Source organism: Streptomyces vietnamensis (assembly GCF_000830005.1).
Lineage (GTDB): Bacteria > Actinomycetota > Actinomycetes > Streptomycetales > Streptomycetaceae > Streptomyces > Streptomyces vietnamensis.
In genome coordinates this window covers 6,185,644-6,201,725 of record NZ_CP010407.1, presented here as the reverse complement: position 1 = coordinate 6,201,725, position 16,082 = coordinate 6,185,644, and the positions used below count along the sequence as shown (strand labels likewise).

Here is a 16,082-nt window from a genome sequence, read left to right as displayed (position 1 = left end):
GTGCGTAAGTCAGGAGGTGTGTACGTCAAGAAGTGCGTACGTCAAGAGGTGCGTACGTCAGGACGCGTGTACGTCAGGAGGTGCGGATCAGCAGGCCGGCGCGGCTTCGAACCGGTCGATGGCAGCGGCCAGTTGGGCGCGCCTGCGGATGTCGAGCTTCCGGTAGATCCGGGTGATGTGCAGTTCCACGGCCCGGGTGGAGACCGTGAAGGACTCGGCGATCTGCTTGTTGGTCAGGCCGTCGAGCATCATCGTGGCGATGCGCCGCTCGTGGGCGGTCAGCTCCTCACGGGCGCTCGGCGGGGCGGTCAGCTCCTCACGCGCGCCCGGAGGGGTGGGCGGCGTGACGGACGCCGGCACGCCCCCGCGTATTCGCTCGTGGGTGCCGGCGCCGCCGGTGGACCGTTCGAGGCCGGCGAGGACCACGTGCCCCATGACGGCGTTCCATTCCCGGACCCGCAGTTCGCCGATGACCTGTGCCTGTGCGTACGGGTCGGCGTACAGCACCCGTAAGAGGGTGCGGCGGTCGGGGGCCTCACAGACCAGGAACTCCCCGGTGCCGTCCCGCCAAGGGCCGCCGCCGAGCAGGATGCCGCGCGCGGCCATTCTTTTCCAGTAGGCCCGATGAGCCTCTCCGAAACTCAACCGGTCCGTTCCATTGCCACGGAAAACGAGTTCGACCACAAAAGCCACGTGCGACTCCCCCATTAAGGCCGGGTGTTTCCACCTGTGACGCTACCATCCATCACCCGGCCCATTAATGAACACAATGTTGCGACCGGCGGCCCGACATTCAATGGGTTCTGACGGCGCTCGGCTAATCGGCCGCCGCAGGTGTCGGCACGGGGGCCGCCTCGGGGGCCGGTTCGGCCGCCGGGCGGGGCTTGCGGCGCAGCAGGCCGGTGGCGGCGAGCACCGCCACGGCGCCCAGCCACACGGTCCAGCCGAGCGGCTCGCGCAGCACGACGGCGCCGAGCACCACGGCCACCGCGGTCATCAGGTAGGTGACGGTGGAGGCCACCGTGGGACCGTCCTTGATGATCAGCTCGAAGTTGAGCAGTGCGGCGAAGCCGGTGCAGACCACGCCGAGGACGAGGACCGAGATCACCGAGTCGGCGCGCCAGGTCACGGCCTGGAGGCCGAGGAACGGGAAGGCGGCGAGGAGCAGCACGGTCGCCACGCTGAGCTGCCCGCCGGCCAGCATCAGCGGCGGAATGCCCTTGCCCACGAGGAACTTGCCCATGTACGCGAAGCTGGCGCCGAAGCTGATCGAGCCGAGGACGAAGCAGAGGATGCTCCAACCGCTGCCCGCGGAGGCCGAGTTCCAGGGGGAGGCGATGAGCGCGGTGCCGCCGAGGCCGAGCAGCACACCGCCGGCCTTGTAGCCGGAGACCCGCTTCTCCTGGCCGAGGAGGAGCGCGGCCGCCAGGGTCCAGATCGGCGCGCTGCCGTTGACGACGGCGGCGACGCTGCTGGAGCCCCCGATCTCGCCCTCGGCGTACAGGGTCCAGGGGACGGCGTTGCCGAGGAGCGCGGCCACCGCCAGATGCCCCCAGGTGGCGGGCTCCTTGGGCAGCCGGAGCCCCTTCGCGTAGCCGATGGCGAGGATGACGACGGCGCCGAGGGCGAGCCGGATGAGCACCATCTGCACGGGTGAGAAGCCGTATCCGGCGATCTTGATCCACAGGAAGACGGAGCCCCAGATGAGGCTCAGCGCGGCCAGCCGCGCGTACGTGGCTTTGGACATGGGTGTTCCCGCTCCAGGAGAGGACAAGGGGGAGGTTCAGGGACGCGCGAAGTGGTCCGCGGTACGGGAACGAGCCTGGCAGCGGCGGCCGGACGGGGTCCAGCAACGGCTCGTGGACGGTACCTTCCACGAGCCGTGGCGAATCGCGTTCCGCCAGGTCGGACGGTGCTCAGGCGGCGACGGCCGCCCTGGCCACCGTACGGAGCGCGTCCAGGACGGCGGCGATCTCCGGGGAGGTCTGGCTGCCCTCCCGTACGGCCGCGAAGACCGTACGGGACGGGGCCTGCGCGCTGAACGCGCGGATCGTCACCTCGGGCCGCGGCGCCGGCTTGGCCATCCGCGGGACGAGCGCGACCCCGAGGCCGAGCCGCACCGCCGCGAGGGTGGCGTCCCAGTCGCCGATGGCGTGGGAGGCCTGCGGGGTGAACCCGGCGGCCGTACAGGCGGCGACGCCGATGTCGTGGCACATGCCGGTCGTCGCGAAGATCCAGGTCTCCTCGGCGAGGTCGGCGAGGAGCAGCCGGGGGCTGTCGAGGAGCCGGTGGCCCTCCGGCAGGGCGATGTCGAAGGGGTCGTCGCAGAGCGCGACGCGGTGGAACCGCGGGTCCTCGCCCACCGCCCCCGGATGGTGCGCGGTGTCCGCGGAGATGACGACGTCCGTCTCCCCGCGGTGCAGCATCGAGAAGCTCTCCGGCGGGTCGATCTCGGCGAGCGAGGTCCGAAGCAGCGGCCGGGTCTCCCGCAGTCGGGCCACGGCGGGCAGGATCAGCGCCGAGAGGGTGGTGGAGAAGCCGGCCACCGCGACCTCGCCGCTGTCGCCGCTCTCGTGCGCGGCGAGCTCGGCGCGCATCTGCTCGACCTGGGTGAACACGGCGTCGGCGTGCCGGAGCACGATCCGCGCCGCGCCGGTGAGGCGCAGCCGGCGCCCGGACGGTTCGGTGAGCGGGACGCCCAACTCCCGCCCCAGGGCGCTGATCTGCTGGGAGACGGCCTGCGGGGTGAGGTGGAGGGCCCGGGCGGCCGCGCTGACGGTGCCGCGCTCGCTGAGCTCCCTGAGCACGCGCAGCTTCCGCAGGTCCAGATCGGCCACGTCCCGCACGCCCTCCCCCTCACCGTGAAGCCATCCGTAAAGCCGTTCGTAAAGCCGTTCGTAACGCCGTTCGTAACGCCGCTCGTAACGTCGTTTGCAACACCGTTCGTAAAGCCGCTCGTAAAGCCGTCAGCGTCTCGTCATCGTACGCAGCCGGCGTCCACGTCGATGACCTCCTTGACCAGTGTCTCCAGGACGTCGAGGTCCCGCGCGGTGCGGCCCGCCTCGCGCCGGTCGCCCGGGTAGGTGGGGTCGAGGACGACGGCGCCCGCGCCCAGCTCCTGGAGGAGCCCGAGGTCGTCGGCGATCTGCGCCAGGGTGCCCTCGCCGAGCAGCCGTCCCGGGCCCAGCGGCCGTGGGGTGACCCGCAGTTTGATCCGGGGACAGAGGTCGGGCACCGGGAGTTCCTGCTCCTCGGCGACCTGGCGGAGCGTGGGCAGTCCCACGCCGAGGAGCCAGTCGCCGGAGACGGAGGTGGGGTGCCAGGCGTCGCCGAGGCGGACGGCCCGGCGCAGCGCCCCGTAGCTGTGGCCGCCGACCCAGACGGGCGGGCCCGGTCGCTGTACGGGCAGCGGCCCGGTGTGGACCTCGCGGAAGGAGACGTGGGCGCCGTCGAAGGAGGCGACCTCGTCGGCCCAGCAGGCCTTGATCGCGGCGAGGTACTCGTCGCTGATCGCACCGCGCTTGCGGTACGGCACGTCGAGGACGGCGAACTCCCGGGCGGCCCAGCCGGCGGCCGCGCCGAAGACGAGCCGGCCGTTGCTGAACCGGTCGATGTTGGCGGCGACGCGGGCGGTGTGCACGGGATGCCGGTACGGGAGGATCGTCACCGTCGTGCCGAGCCCCACCGTCCTGGTGACCCCGGCGAGCCAGGCGAGGGTCGCGAAGGGGTCGTAGAACGGGGCGGGGAAGAGGTGCTGGACGTCCGGGGTGAGCGCCACGTGGTCGGAGACCATCGCGTAGTGGTAGCCCATCGCCTCGACCCGCAGCGCCCAGTCGGCGAGGGCGTCGGGGGTGGCTTCGGGCCCGTAGTTGGGCAGATTGACGCCGAATTTCATGAGGCGTTCCTTTCGGGGGCCCCGGCCGCGGTCGCGTCCGCGGCTCCGGCCCCGTGTGCGTTGTCCGGAAGGTCGGGCCCGGTGGTTCGCCGGGCCACCGCGAGGTGGAAGAGGACTCCCGCGAGCGCGGCCCCGGCGGCGAGGAGCGGGAGCAGGCGGGCGTCGAGCCCGTGGGCGAGGGCGAGGCCGCCGAGCGCGGAGCCGACGGCGCCGCCGAGATAGGTGGCGGAGCTGTTGAGGCCGACGGCGGCGGCACCGCCGTCCTGTGCGAGGAGCCGGTGCTGCTGCGGGACGACGAAGGCCCAGCCGACCGCGCCCCAGACGAGCAGGGGCAGCAGGACGAGCCCGGGTACGGCGCCGGTCCACGGCAGCAGCGCGAGGGCGCCGCCGAGGATGCCGAGGAGCGTGACCGCGAGGCGGGCGGGCCGGCCGGTCCGGTCGACGAGGGTCCCGGCGAGGAAGCTGCCGCAGACCCCGCCGATGCCCCAGACCCAGAGGTACGGCACGGCGCTGCCCACGTCGGCGACGCGGTGCAGGACGGGTTCCAGGTAGGTGTAGAGCCCGAGGCTGGCCACGGTCTGCGTGAAGGTGACGGCGACGACCACGGCGACCCGGGGCCGGGCGAGGGCGCCGATCCGGTCCCGCAGCGAGGGCGCGGCGGCTCCCCGTACGGGCGGCAGCGCGGTCGCGACGCCGAGCAGGGCGGCCAGGCCGAGGGCGGTGATCAGCCACAGGGCCGCCCGCCAGCCGGAGACCGCCGCGACGAGCAGCCCGAGCGGCACGCCGAGCACGGTGCCCGCGCTCATCCCGCCGAGGACCAGGCCCAGGGCGCGCCCGCGCCGCTCGGGCGGGACGAGCGCGACGGCGGCGGTGGCGGCGGCCGGGGTGAAGAGGCCCGTTCCGACGCCGGCGAGGGCGCGGGTGCCGAGGAGCACGGCGTACGAACCGGCCAGGGCCGTACCGGCGTTGGCGAGCACGAAGACGACCAGCGCGGTGACGAGGACGGTACGGGTGCCCCAGCGGGCGAGGACGGCCGAGAAGAGCGGCGCGGCCAGGGCGTAGCAGAGGGTGAAGGCGGTGACGGACTGGCCGGCGAGGGAGACGGAGACGTCCAGGTCGGCGCCCATGTCGGGGAGCAGTCCTGCCATCGCGTAGGCGTCGGTCCCCATGGCGAAGGAGCCGAGTGCGAGCAGGCCCACCGCGCGCGTGCCGCCCATCACACCCCCTTGTGGTCGTCGTACGGAACGGTCGCCGTACGGGACGGTCGCCGTACGGAGCGGTCCTTCGTACGGAACGGTCCTCGGGACGCTACTGACCCCCGGCGCCCCCGGGGGCCCACAAGGCCGAAGAGGGTTCGGAGTTCCGCAGCCTCGCGCCCTCGTACCCCTCGAAACGGCCGGTCACCGGCCTACGGTGGATCTCTCCAGGAACCAGGCACACCAGGAACCCAGGAGGGAGTCCACCGTGCTCGACCTGTCCGTCATCAACGCGATGTTCCCGCCCGACCTCCCGGAACCGGCCGACTGGGAGCGGCGGTTCGGACCGCGCGCCCTGCCGGACGGCGCCGAGGTCACGCGCTTCGCCCCGAGCCCCACCGGACACCTGCACATCGGCGGCCTCTACACGGCGGCCGTGGCCCGGGCGCTCGCCCGCCAGTCGGGCGGGGTGCACGTGCTGCGCGTCGAGGACACCGACCGCTCGCGCCGAGTGGCGGGCGCGGCCGAGGAGTTCTCACGCCTGCTCGGTGCCTTCGGGCTCGCGCCCGACGAGGGCGGGGTCGCCGGGGACGGGGCGTGGGGTCCGTACCTCCAGTCGGAGCGCCGGGAGATCTACCTCAGCCATGTCCGCGAGCTCCTGAGACGCGACCGCGCGTACCCCTGCTTCTGCGGCAAGGAGCTGCTCGCCCGGAGCGCGGAGGAGCAGCGCGCGGGCCGCTCGCCGCTCGGCTACTACGGGCGCTGGGCGCCGTGCCGGACGCTCGCGCCCGAGGAGGCCGCGCGTCGGCTCGCGGCGGGCGAGCCGTACGTGGTGCGGTTCCGCTGCCCGTACGAGTTCCCCGGCCGGGTCCGGTTCACGGACCGCATCCGGGCCTCGGTCACCATGCAGGACAACGGCAACGACATCGTCCTCCTGAAGTCCTCGCAGGAGGAACTGCCCCTGCCCACCTACCACTTCGCGCACGTCGTGGACGACCACCTGATGCGGGTGACGCTGGTGGTGCGCGGCGAGGAGTGGCTCTCCTCGACCCCGGTCCATCTGCAGCTGCACGCGGCGCTGGGCTTCGAGCCGCCCGCGTACGCGCACCTCGCCCCGCTCATGAAGGCCGAGGGGCCCTCGCGCCGCAAGCTCAGCAAGCGCAAGGACCCCGAGGCGTCGGTGGACTACTACCTGTCCGCCGGCTATCCCCCGGCAGCCGTCCAGCACTATCTGCGGGGCCTCGCCAACATCCGGCTCATGGACGTCCCCACCGCCGAGGCGCTCGCCGCCGACGTCCGGCTCGACGGCATGCGCCCCTCGGGCCCCCTGCTCGACCTGCCCAAACTGCACTCCCTGAGCCGGGAGTTCATCGCCTCGCTCACCCCGGGCGAGCTGTACGCGCAGCTCCTCGTCTGGGCGGAGGAGTACGACCCGGAGCTCGCCTCCGTCCTCGCGCGCCACGAGGAGCTCGCCCTTGCGGCCGTGGCCACGGGCCGGCCGGAGGGCGCGCCCGCCCGCAAGGACCTGGAGCGCTGGTCCTGCTTCCGCGACCGGTACGGCTTCTTCTTCGCGGAGCTCTTCGGCCCGGCACCGGCGCCCGGGGACGACCGCTACGGCGGCCTCGCCCCGGAGCTCGTGCGGCGGATCGCCGCCGACTTCGCCGCCGTCTCCCCCGACGAGTGGTACGCGAAGCTCGGCGCCATCGCCGGGCGCCACGGCTACGCCCCGGACACGGCCACCTGGCGCGGGGACCCGGACCGCTGGGCGGGCCCGCCGCGCGTCGTCGCGAACGTGGCCCGGGTCGCGCTCACGGGCGCCACCCGCAGCCCGGACCTCTTCGCCGTGGCCCGGGCCCTGGGCCGGGACGAGGTGGTGCGCCGCCTCACCGCCGTGGCGGGGTGAGGCGGCACTGCGGGCCGGCCGGGTCGACGGGCGCGGGACGGCGGGACGACGTCACGCTTCGGGTCGGGCGGCTCGGAAGGGGACGCCAGGGGCGGACAGGGGACTGTCCTCAAGATCACCGAGCGCGCTCCGACGCTAACCGCCGGGGCCCCGGCACCCCGGCGCGACACACGGCGCGGGGCGCACCGACGGGCCCGCTCACCACTTCGGCGGAGCGCACTCGGGGTCGTGCGGACCGGCCCGCCGGCGCCGGGCGCACCGATCCGCACGACGGCCGCCCCGGAGTCCCCGTACCGCCGATCCTGGCCAGACACGTCGGCCACCTGGCAGGATCGCTGCATGTTCGCCTCGCTCTCCCGTGCCGCCCGCCGCCGTCTCCTGGCGGTCTCGGCGGCGCTGCTCGCGCTGGGCGGGGTGCTCGTGTGGTGGCTGGCCCCCTTCGGCTCCCCCGCCCCGAGCGGCTCGGTCACCTTCAGCACGGGCGTCCCCACCGGCGTCTACCAGCAGTACGGGGAGCTCCTCAAGAACGCCCTGGCGCAGGACCTGCCCGAGGTGTCGATAACGCTCAAGGCCAGCGAGGGCTCCCAGCAGAACCTGGCCCGGGTGGCGACCGGCAAGGCCGACTTCACGGTCGCGACGGCCGACGCGGTGGCCCAGTACCAGCGCGAGCGCAGGCCCGGCTTCGAGCGGCTGCGCGGCTGCGCACGGCTCTACGACGACTACGTCCAGCTCGTCGTGCGCAAGGGCTCCTCGCTGCAGAAGGTCCGGGACCTGCGCGGGCTGCGGGTCGGCGTGGGCCAGGACGGGTCCGGCGTACGACTGATCGCCGACCGGGTGCTCGCGGCGGCCGGCCTGGCTCCCGTCCGGGACGTCCAACCGGTCTCGGCGGGCATCGACACCATGCCGGGGCTCCTGGAGCGCGGCGAGCTCGACGCCTTCTTCTGGTCCGGCGGACTGCCCACCCAGGCGGTGCAGAAGCTGTCCGAGCGCTTCCCGATCCGGCTGATCCCGCTGGACGCGAAGCTGGTCGACCGGCTGCACGACGTCGGCGATTCGACCCGGTTCTACCGGTCGGCGGTGATCCCGGCGGACGCCTACGACAAGGCGCAGGACGGACAGCCGGTCGCGACCCTGGCGGTGGCGAACCTGCTGGTCACCACGGTGGACGCGGACGAGGACCTGGTGGAGGGCTTCACCCGTACGGTGATCAGAAGCAGGGACGGGATCGGCCGCCAGGTCCACCCGGCCCAGCTGGTGGACCTGCGGACGGCGGTCTACACCGAGCCCCTGAAGCTCCACGACGGCGCGCGGCGCTACTACCAGTCGGTGAAGCCCTAGGGCCTGTCCGGCCCTGATCCACCGGACAGGCCCTAAGGCCTGTCCGGCTCCCGCTCCGCGGGCGCGTGGCGCGGCACCGTGACCGTCACCCGGAGCCCGTGCGGCTCGTTCGGGGCGAAGGTCACGCCTCCGCCGCCCGCCGTCAGCAGGACGCGCGCGATGGAGAGGCCGAGGCCCGAGCCCTTGACGTTCTGGTGCCGGCCGGAGCGCCAGAAGCGGTCGCCGACGCGGCCGAGCTCCTCCTCGGTGAGGCCGGGCCCGTGGTCGGCGACGACGACGGCGACGGTCGACCGGTCGGGGACGACGGTGACCGTGACCGATTCTCCGGCGGGGGTGAACTTCAGCGCGTTGTCGATCACGGCGTCGAGGGCGCTGGAGAGGGCCACCGGGTCCGCCCAGGCGGTGACCGCCCCGCACTCCCCGGTCAGGTCGACGCCCTTGTCCTCGGCGACCGGCCGCCAGGAGGCGACCCGCTCGTCGGTGAGGGCGCCGACGTCGGTGAGGCGCAGCTCGGCCGCCGCGTGCTCGGCGAGCGCCAGGTCGAGGAGGTCGTCGAGGACCTGCGCGAGGCGCTTGCCCTCGGTCCGTACGGAGGCGATCTCCTCGTTGCCCTCGGGGAGCTCCAGGGCGAGCAGCTCGATCCGCAGGAGCAGCGCGGCCAGCGGGTTGCGCAGCTGGTGGGAGGCGTCGGCGACGAAGGCCCGCTGCTGTTCGAGCGCGTCCTCGACGTTGTCGGCCATCTCGTTGAACGAGCGGGCGAGGCGCCGCAGTTCGGGCGGTCCGCCGGTGGCGGCGACGCGGGAGTTCATCTGCCCGGTGGCGATGTCGTGGGTGACGGCGTCGAGGACGCGGACCGGGCGGAGGACCCAGCCGGTGAGCCGGAAGGCGGCGCCGACGGCGAGGAGCATCGCGGCGGCCTCGCCGGCGAAGATCAGCAGCCAGCCGCGCAGGATGCGGGAGCGGAGCTGTCCGGTGGGCGAGTCGGTGACGACGACGGCGACGACGTCCCCGTCGCGGACGACGGGCGAGGCGATGGTGAGCCGGGCGTCGCCCTGCCAGGGCCAGACCTGGGGCGGGTCGTGGCTGCGGCGCCCGAGCAGCGCCTCGTTGAAGGCGCGCCGGCCCTCCCCGTCGTACGGGACGACCCAGTCCTCGGGGGCGGCGGCCATGGAGCGGTTGTCGCGGTAGAAGATCCCGGCGCGGATGCCGTACACGTCGTGGTAGCTGGCGAGTTCACCGCTGAGGGTGGCCTGCCGCTCGTCGGTGCCGGGGTTGCTCTCGCTGACGAACTGGGCGAGGGCGGCGAAGCGCGCGGCGTCGTCGAGGCGGTCGACGACGACCCGCTGCTGCTCGGACGCGGCGAGGCTGGCGGCGAGCGGGAAGCCGAGGGCGAGCAGCACGCCGGCCATCAGCACGATGAGCAGCGGGAGGAGTCGGGTGCGCACGTCAGGGGCCGTCCGGAGGGGTTACGCGGCGGGGGCGACGAGGCGGTAGCCGACGCCGCGCACGGTCTCGATCAGGGCGGGCATCCGCAGCTTGGAGCGCAGGGAGGCGACGTGCACCTCCAGGGTGCGGCCGGTCCCCTCCCAGCTGGTGTGCCAGACCTCGCTGATGATCTGCTCGCGGCGGAAGACGACTCCGGGCCGCTGGGCGAGGAGGGCGAGCAGGTCGAACTCCTTGCGGGTGAGCGGGACGCTCTCGCCGTCGACGCTGACCCGGCGGGTGGGCAGCTCGACGGTGACGGGGCCGAGCCGCAGCACGGTCCCGTCGGTGGCGCCCTCGGTCCCCGCGGTCTCCTCGGCTCCGGCGCGGCGCCGGCTGACGGCGTGGATGCGGGCGAGGAGCTCGCCGGGGTCGTAGGGCTTGACGACGTAGTCGTCGGCTCCGAGGTTGAGCCCGTGGATCCGGGAGCGCACGTCTCCGCGCGCGGTCACCATGATCACGGGGGTGGTGGTGAGCTTCCGGATGCGGCCGCAGACCTGGTAGCCGTCCTGGTCGGGCAGGCCGAGGTCGAGCAGGATCACCCCGTACGAGGGCCGCTCGCCCTGCGCGGTGGGCAGGACGGCCTGGAGCGCCTCCTCGCCGTTGCGGGCGTGCGTGACCATGAAGCCGTGCTTCGCGAGGATCGCGGAGAGGGCGGCGGCGACGTGGTCGTCGTCCTCGACGAGCAGCAGTCGCATGCGTACCTCCTCCGTGAAGTCCTTGAGTCCTGGGTCCTCGGTTCTGCCGATGGCGGCTCTCTGTGTACCAGGTGCCACCAGGGCATGAACACCGAACATGGGTGTCACAGTCAAGTGTCCCCCTGTTACGCAGCCGTTTCCGTTATGGACCCGGTACGGCGCGAGGCGTCACCTTCACGCACTGTGTCCGGTTGCGGCCGTATCGTTATCCTCAATTTCCGCTCAGATGTGATGACGCTCGTCACATCGGGTCTCTAGTGTCCTCCCCAACCGAGGAGGACGGAGCAAGAGGCCGATGAGCGGAGAGTCAGTGTCCAAGGTTCTCGAGGACACCCCGCGCGCCGCGGACGACCTGGTCGTACTGTCCGATGTCAACAAGCACTTCGGCGCGCTGCATGTCCTCCAGGACATCGATCTGACGATCACCCGCGGCGAGGTCGTGGTCGTCATCGGACCGTCCGGGTCCGGCAAGTCGACGCTGTGCCGCACGATCAACCGGCTGGAGAGCATCGACTCCGGCACCATCACCATCGACGGCAAGCCGCTGCCGCAGGAGGGCCGGGAGCTCGCCCGGCTGCGGTCCGACGTCGGCATGGTCTTCCAGTCGTTCAACCTCTTCGCGCACAAGACGGTGCTCGAGAACGTGATGCTGGGTCAGATCAAGGTTCGCAAGACGGAGAAGAAGGCCGCCGAGGCCAAGGCCCGGGCCCTGCTCGACCGGGTCGGCGTCGGCACCCAGGCCGACAAGTACCCCGCCCAGCTCTCCGGCGGCCAGCAGCAGCGCGTGGCCATCGCCCGCGCCCTCGCGATGGGCCCGAAGGTCATGCTCTTCGACGAGCCGACCTCGGCCCTCGACCCGGAGATGATCAACGAGGTCCTCGAGGTCATGCAGCAACTGGCCCGGGACGGCATGACGATGGTGGTCGTCACCCACGAGATGGGCTTCGCCCGCTCCGCCGCCAACCGCGTCGTCTTCATGGCCGACGGAAAGATCGTCGAGCAGGCGTCGCCCGAGGAGTTCTTCAGCAACCCGCGCAGCGACCGGGCCAAGGACTTCCTCTCCAAAATCCTTCACCACTGAGCCGGCCGACGACCTAGTCTTCCCAACTCACGCCTACTCAAGGGACTTTCCTCCATGAAGCTTCGCAGCGTCTCCGCCGCCGCCGCGGCCGCCGTCGTCCTCGCCCTGACCGCCACCGCCTGTGGCAGCGGCTCCGACTCCGGCAGCAACGGCGACAAGATCAACATCGGCATCAAGTTCGACCAGCCGGGCCTCGGCCTGAAGACCCCGGACGGCAAGTACGCCGGCTTCGACGTCGACGTCGCCACGTACGTGGCCAAGGAGCTCGGCTACTCCGAGGACAAGATCAACTGGAAGCAGGCGCCCAGCGCCGAGCGCGAGAACCTGATCAAGAACGGTGACGTCAAGTTCGTCGTCGCCAGCTACTCGATCAACGACAAGCGCAAGAAGGAGGTCGACTTCGCGGGTCCGTACTTCCTGACCCACCAGGACCTCCTCGTCCGCGCCGACGACAACTCGATCACCAAGGTCGAGGACCTCAACTCCAAGAAGCTCTGCTCGGTCACCGGCTCGACCTCCGCGCAGAACGTCAAGGAGAAGCTGGCCCCGAAGGCCGACCTCCAGCAGCTCGGCGGCTACTCCGAGTGCCTCACCGGCCTGGAGAACAAGGCCGTCGACGCCCTGACCACGGACGCCTCCATCCTCGCCGGCTACGCCTCGCAGAAGGAGCTCCAGGGCAAGTTCAAGCTCGTCGGCCTGAAGATGAGCGACGAGAACTACGGCATCGGCCTGAAGAAGGGCGACGACGAGCTGCGCGGCAAGATCAACAAGGCGCTGGAGAAGATGGTCTCCGACGGCACCTGGGAGAAGCTCGTCAAGAAGAACTTCGGCCCCTCGGGCTACAAGTACGAGCCCGCGCCGGCGGTCCAGAAGTAACCCGCGCCTCCGTGGTGACGGCCGCCCCGCGCACGGGCGGCCGTCGCACCGGCACCGGCCGCCGCCCACGCGGCGGCCTCCACACCGACCGACCACCAGGGGAGAGCGCGGGGCATCGTGTTCGACTTTCTTGATTCCGGGCAGTACGACCTGCTCGGCGCCTTCTGGGTGACGGCGCAGCTCGCCCTCTACTCGGCGCTCGGCTCGCTGATCTGGGGCACGGCCCTGGTCGCGATGCGGGTCAGCCCGGTCCCGCTGATGCGGGGCTTCGCCACCGCGTACGTGAACGTCGTCCGGAACACTCCGCTGACGGTCGTCCTCGTCGCCTGCCTGCTGGGCCTCAACCAGACCCTCGGCGTCTCGCTCGGCGCGGACCGCTCCGAGAACATCGGCTTCCGCCTCGCCGTCCTCGGTCTCGTCGCCTACACCGGCACCTTCGTCTGCGAGGCGCTGCGCTCGGGCATCAACACCGTGCCGCCGGGCCAGGCCGAGGCCGCCCGCGCCCTGGGCCTGAGCTTCACCCAGGTCCTCCGCCTCGTGGTCCTCCCGCAGGCCTTCCGCGCCGCGGTGACCCCGCTCGCCAACGTCCTGATCGCCCTCACGAAGAACACCACCGTGGCGGCCGCGATCGGCGCCGCCGAGACCTCGCTCCTCATGAAGACGATGATGGAGAACGAGACCGACGCGCTCTTCACCGTCTTCGCGATCTTCGCCTTCGGCTTCATCGTCCTCACCCTCCCCACCGGCCTGGTCCTCGGCTGGGCGGCCAAGCGACTGGCGGTGAAGCGATGAGCTCCGTCCTGTACGACACCCCCGGCCCGCGCGCGAAGCGGCGCAACGTCGTCTACACGATCGTCTTCCTGGCCGTCCTCGCCCTGGTGGCCTGGTGGGTGCTGGGAGCCCTGGACGAGAAGCACCAGCTGGACGCCGACAAGTGGAGTCCGTTCGTCACCGACTCCAAGGTCTGGACGACGTACCTGCTGCCCGGCCTCACCGAGACCCTCAGGGCCGCCGCTCTCTCCATCGTGATCGCCCTGCCGCTCGGCGCGGCCCTCGGCATCGGCCGGCTCTCCGACCACCGCTGGGTGCGCGTGCCGGTCGGCGCGGTCGTGGAGTTCTTCCGCGCCATCCCGGTCCTGCTCCTGATGATGTTCGCGAGCGCCGTGTACCGCGAGTTCACGACCGTCAGCTCCGACTTCCGCCCGCTGTACGCGGTCGTCACCGGCCTGGTGCTCTACAACGCCTCCGTCATCGCGGAGGTCGTCCGGGCCGGCGTGCTCTCCCTCCCCCGGGGCCAGGGCGACGCGGCCGTCGCGCTCGGCATGCGCAAGGGCCAGACGATGCTGTACGTGCTGCTGCCGCAGGCCGTGACCGTCATGCTCCCGGCCCTGGTCAGCCAGCTCGTCGTCATCGTCAAGGACACCGCGCTCGGCGGCGCCCTGCTCGGCTTCGCGGAACTCCTCAGCCAGAACCGGCAGATCACGGCCAACTACGGCGCCAACACGATCGCCACCCTCACGGTCATCGCGCTCATCTACATCGCCATCAACTTCCTCCTCACCACCCTCGCGGGCCGCCTGGAGAGGCGGCTGCGGCAGGGCAGGAAGTCCCCCTCGGCGACCATCCCGGCCCAGGCCGGAGCCCCCGAGGCGAAGTCGGAGGCCGTCAGCGGCGCCTGACCCCGCAGGGGTCCGTGGGACCACAGGGGTGGGCCGGAGCGGCACCGACTTCAGGTCGGCCGCACCGCGCCCACCCCGTCGCTTGACGCGGGCACCCTCAGTGGGTTGCATACGGTCTGTGATCAACCACCGGGCTCGTGCCACACTCGGATGTGCTGCCCTCATGACCGTCCGGCCTTCAGGAGCCGCGCCGTGGACCCGGTGATCATCGTGGGCGCGGGGCCGGTCGGCCTCGCGCTCTCCCTCGCGCTCGCCGCGCAGGGCGTACCCAGCGTCGTCCTCGACGAGGGCGCCGGCAAGGAGGAGTCCCGCCCGGCGCGCAGCGTCGTCCTGCGCGCCGACATGGCCGCGATGGTCGAGCGGCTCGGCTGCACGACCCTCCGTGACGAGGGCGTCCGCTGGATCGGCTGGCGCGGCATGCGCCGCCGCCAGGAGGTCCGCCGACTCACCCTCGACCTCGGGCTCGGCGGTACGGAGGAGTGGTCCGAGGACCCCGACGCGCCCGCCTCCCCGGCCTCCCCGCTGCACATCCCCCAGCACGCTCTGGCCCGCGGACTGCGCGACGCCATCTCCCGGCAGAAGCTGATCCGGCTCGTCACCGAGTCCCGGCTCGACACCATCGAGCAGGACCGGGACGGGATCGTCGCCCACACCCGGGGCCCGGCGGGCACCTGGTGGCGCGGCAGCCATCTCGTCGGCTGCGACGGGGCCCGTTCGACCGTACGCAAGCTGCTCGGGATCCGATTCCCCGGCCGCACGGCGGTGGAGCGGCACGCCGTCGCCGCGCTGCGCACCGAACTCCCCTGGCCCGGCGAGGCCCTGCTGCACCGTCAGCCCCCGTGGCGCGGCGCGGCCGAGGAGATCACCGCGCGCCCGCTGCCCGACGGGGTGTGGCGGATCGACTGGCTGCTGCCGCCCCGCGGCGACCTGGTCACCCCGGACGCGCTGGTCGCCCGGATCCGCGAGACCCTGGCCGGCTGGTGCGAGGGCGTGACACCCCCGTACGAGCTGATCGACACCGGCGTCCACACCGTGCACCACCGGCTCGCCCGCCGCTGGCGGGTGGACCGGGTCCTGCTCGCCGGGGACGCGGCGCACCTGCTCGGCGCGGTCGGCACCCAGGGCCTCGACGAGGGGCTGCGGGACGTGGACAACCTCGCGTGGAAGCTCGCCCACGCCTGGCACCACGGCGGCTCGGAGCGGCTGCTCGACAGCTACCAGAGCGAGCGGCGGACGGCCGTCGCGACCCGACTGCGCGCGGCGGACCAGTCGCTGCCGGTGCTGCGCGGCGGCAGGGGCCTGCGGACGTACCTGCCCGGGGCCACGCGCGGCCACGACGCCCTGCTGACCGACGGCCACGTGGGGCGCGGCCCGCTCGGCGCGCCCCCGGCGTACCCCCACTCCCCCCTCGCGCCTCCGTACACCGAGGGGCAGACGCCCGTCGGCACCCCGGCGGGCGCGCCGGTCGAGGACGTCCGCGTGACCGCCCCCGACGGCACGACCGTACGGCTCCGGGACCGGCTCGGCCAGGGCCGTCTCCTGGTCCTCCTCGTCGCCCCCGGCACCGGGGTGTGGGACCGGCGCCACTGGCGCAGCGCGGGGGTGATGCCCCGGCTCGAAGAGGCGGTCGAGGCGCTCCCGGCGAAGGCCGAGGTCCTGGTGACGGAGGCCTATCCGGGGGCTCCGGCCCACGCCGTCCTGCTGGTACGGCCCGACGGGCACCTCGTCGCCGCCTTCTCCGGGGTCCGCCCGGAGGAGCTGTACGCGGCGGCGGACGCGGCCCGCGGCGGCCCGGCCACCGAGGAGGATCCCGCGGAGACGGCCCCCTCGGAGGAGGCCGTCGAAGTGTCCGTGTCGAGCGACCGCACGGCGGACACGCATTGATTCCCGCAGGCGCGCATGGTGTACTCCGGAGCGTGACCGACACCGATGTG

At 72.6% G+C, this 16,082-nt stretch carries 14 protein-coding genes; 7 read left to right on the top strand and 7 right to left on the bottom strand.

Going from position 1 to position 16,082, the window contains the following annotated elements; genetic code table 11:
* Positions 1-87: 87 nt before the first annotated feature.
* The 5 genes from SVTN_RS27905 to SVTN_RS27885 all read right to left on the bottom strand — a co-directional run bounded on the left by SVTN_RS27905 (position 88) and on the right by SVTN_RS27885 (position 5,112).
* Complete coding sequence (locus tag SVTN_RS27905; RefSeq protein WP_041131579.1) at positions 88-708, bottom strand: LuxR C-terminal-related transcriptional regulator; 621 nt, start codon at positions 706-708, stop codon at positions 88-90.
* A gap of 109 nt (positions 709-817) precedes the next feature.
* Positions 818-1,747 (bottom strand): DMT family transporter, encoded by a 930-nt coding sequence (locus SVTN_RS27900; protein WP_041131578.1) that lies wholly within the window; start codon positions 1,745-1,747, stop codon positions 818-820.
* A gap of 169 nt (positions 1,748-1,916) precedes the next feature.
* The gene (locus tag SVTN_RS27895) at positions 1,917-2,846 is read right to left on the bottom strand and encodes a LysR family transcriptional regulator (protein WP_078908522.1); all 930 of its coding nucleotides are present in this window, start codon (positions 2,844-2,846) and stop codon (positions 1,917-1,919) included.
* A gap of 131 nt (positions 2,847-2,977) precedes the next feature.
* Positions 2,978-3,895: a TIGR03619 family F420-dependent LLM class oxidoreductase gene (locus tag SVTN_RS27890; protein WP_041131577.1), complete on the bottom strand. Its 918-nt coding sequence runs from the start codon at positions 3,893-3,895 to the stop codon at positions 2,978-2,980.
* Complete coding sequence (locus SVTN_RS27885; RefSeq protein WP_041131576.1) at positions 3,892-5,112, bottom strand: MFS transporter; 1,221 nt, start codon at positions 5,110-5,112, stop codon at positions 3,892-3,894. Before SVTN_RS27885 ends, SVTN_RS27890 begins: the two co-directional genes overlap by 4 nt.
* 247 nt (positions 5,113-5,359) lie before the next feature.
* On the opposite strand from SVTN_RS27885, the gene SVTN_RS27880 reads away from it, so the two are divergent.
* Together SVTN_RS27880 and SVTN_RS27875 are read left to right on the top strand one after the other, a co-directional pair.
* A complete protein-coding gene (locus tag SVTN_RS27880; RefSeq protein ID WP_041131575.1) occupies positions 5,360-6,994 on the top strand; it encodes a glutamate--tRNA ligase in 1,635 nt (544 codons plus the stop codon).
* 339 nt (positions 6,995-7,333) lie between these two features.
* Positions 7,334-8,332, top strand: coding sequence for a TAXI family TRAP transporter solute-binding subunit (locus tag SVTN_RS27875; RefSeq protein ID WP_041131574.1), 999 nt, complete (start codon positions 7,334-7,336; stop codon positions 8,330-8,332).
* A 32-nt stretch (positions 8,333-8,364) separates the two neighbouring features.
* On the opposite strand, the gene SVTN_RS27870 is transcribed toward SVTN_RS27875, so the two are convergent.
* The gene (locus tag SVTN_RS27870) at positions 8,365-9,777 is read right to left on the bottom strand and encodes a sensor histidine kinase (RefSeq protein WP_041131573.1); all 1,413 of its coding nucleotides are present in this window, start codon (positions 9,775-9,777) and stop codon (positions 8,365-8,367) included.
* Between the two features lie 21 nt (positions 9,778-9,798).
* Positions 9,799-10,512 (bottom strand): response regulator transcription factor, encoded by a 714-nt coding sequence (locus SVTN_RS27865; RefSeq protein ID WP_041131572.1) that lies wholly within the window; start codon positions 10,510-10,512, stop codon positions 9,799-9,801.
* A 295-nt stretch (positions 10,513-10,807) separates the two neighbouring features.
* Between SVTN_RS27865 and SVTN_RS27860 the strand changes: the two genes are divergently transcribed.
* The 5 genes from SVTN_RS27860 to SVTN_RS27840 all read left to right on the top strand — a co-directional run bounded on the left by SVTN_RS27860 (position 10,808) and on the right by SVTN_RS27840 (position 16,032).
* Complete coding sequence (locus SVTN_RS27860; RefSeq protein WP_041131571.1) at positions 10,808-11,593, top strand: amino acid ABC transporter ATP-binding protein; 786 nt, start codon at positions 10,808-10,810, stop codon at positions 11,591-11,593.
* Between the two features lie 54 nt (positions 11,594-11,647).
* Positions 11,648-12,469, top strand: coding sequence for a glutamate ABC transporter substrate-binding protein (locus SVTN_RS27855; RefSeq protein WP_041131570.1), 822 nt, complete (start codon positions 11,648-11,650; stop codon positions 12,467-12,469).
* Between the two features lie 117 nt (positions 12,470-12,586).
* On the top strand, positions 12,587-13,261 hold the full coding sequence (locus tag SVTN_RS27850; protein WP_041131569.1) for an amino acid ABC transporter permease: 675 nt from the start codon (positions 12,587-12,589) through the stop codon (positions 13,259-13,261).
* Positions 13,258-14,148: an amino acid ABC transporter permease gene (locus SVTN_RS27845; protein WP_041131568.1), complete on the top strand. Its 891-nt coding sequence runs from the start codon at positions 13,258-13,260 to the stop codon at positions 14,146-14,148. Before SVTN_RS27850 ends, SVTN_RS27845 begins: the two co-directional genes overlap by 4 nt.
* Positions 14,149-14,340: 192 nt before the next feature.
* Positions 14,341-16,032, top strand: coding sequence for an FAD-dependent monooxygenase (locus tag SVTN_RS27840; protein WP_041131567.1), 1,692 nt, complete (start codon positions 14,341-14,343; stop codon positions 16,030-16,032).
* Positions 16,033-16,082: the final 50 nt, after the last annotated feature.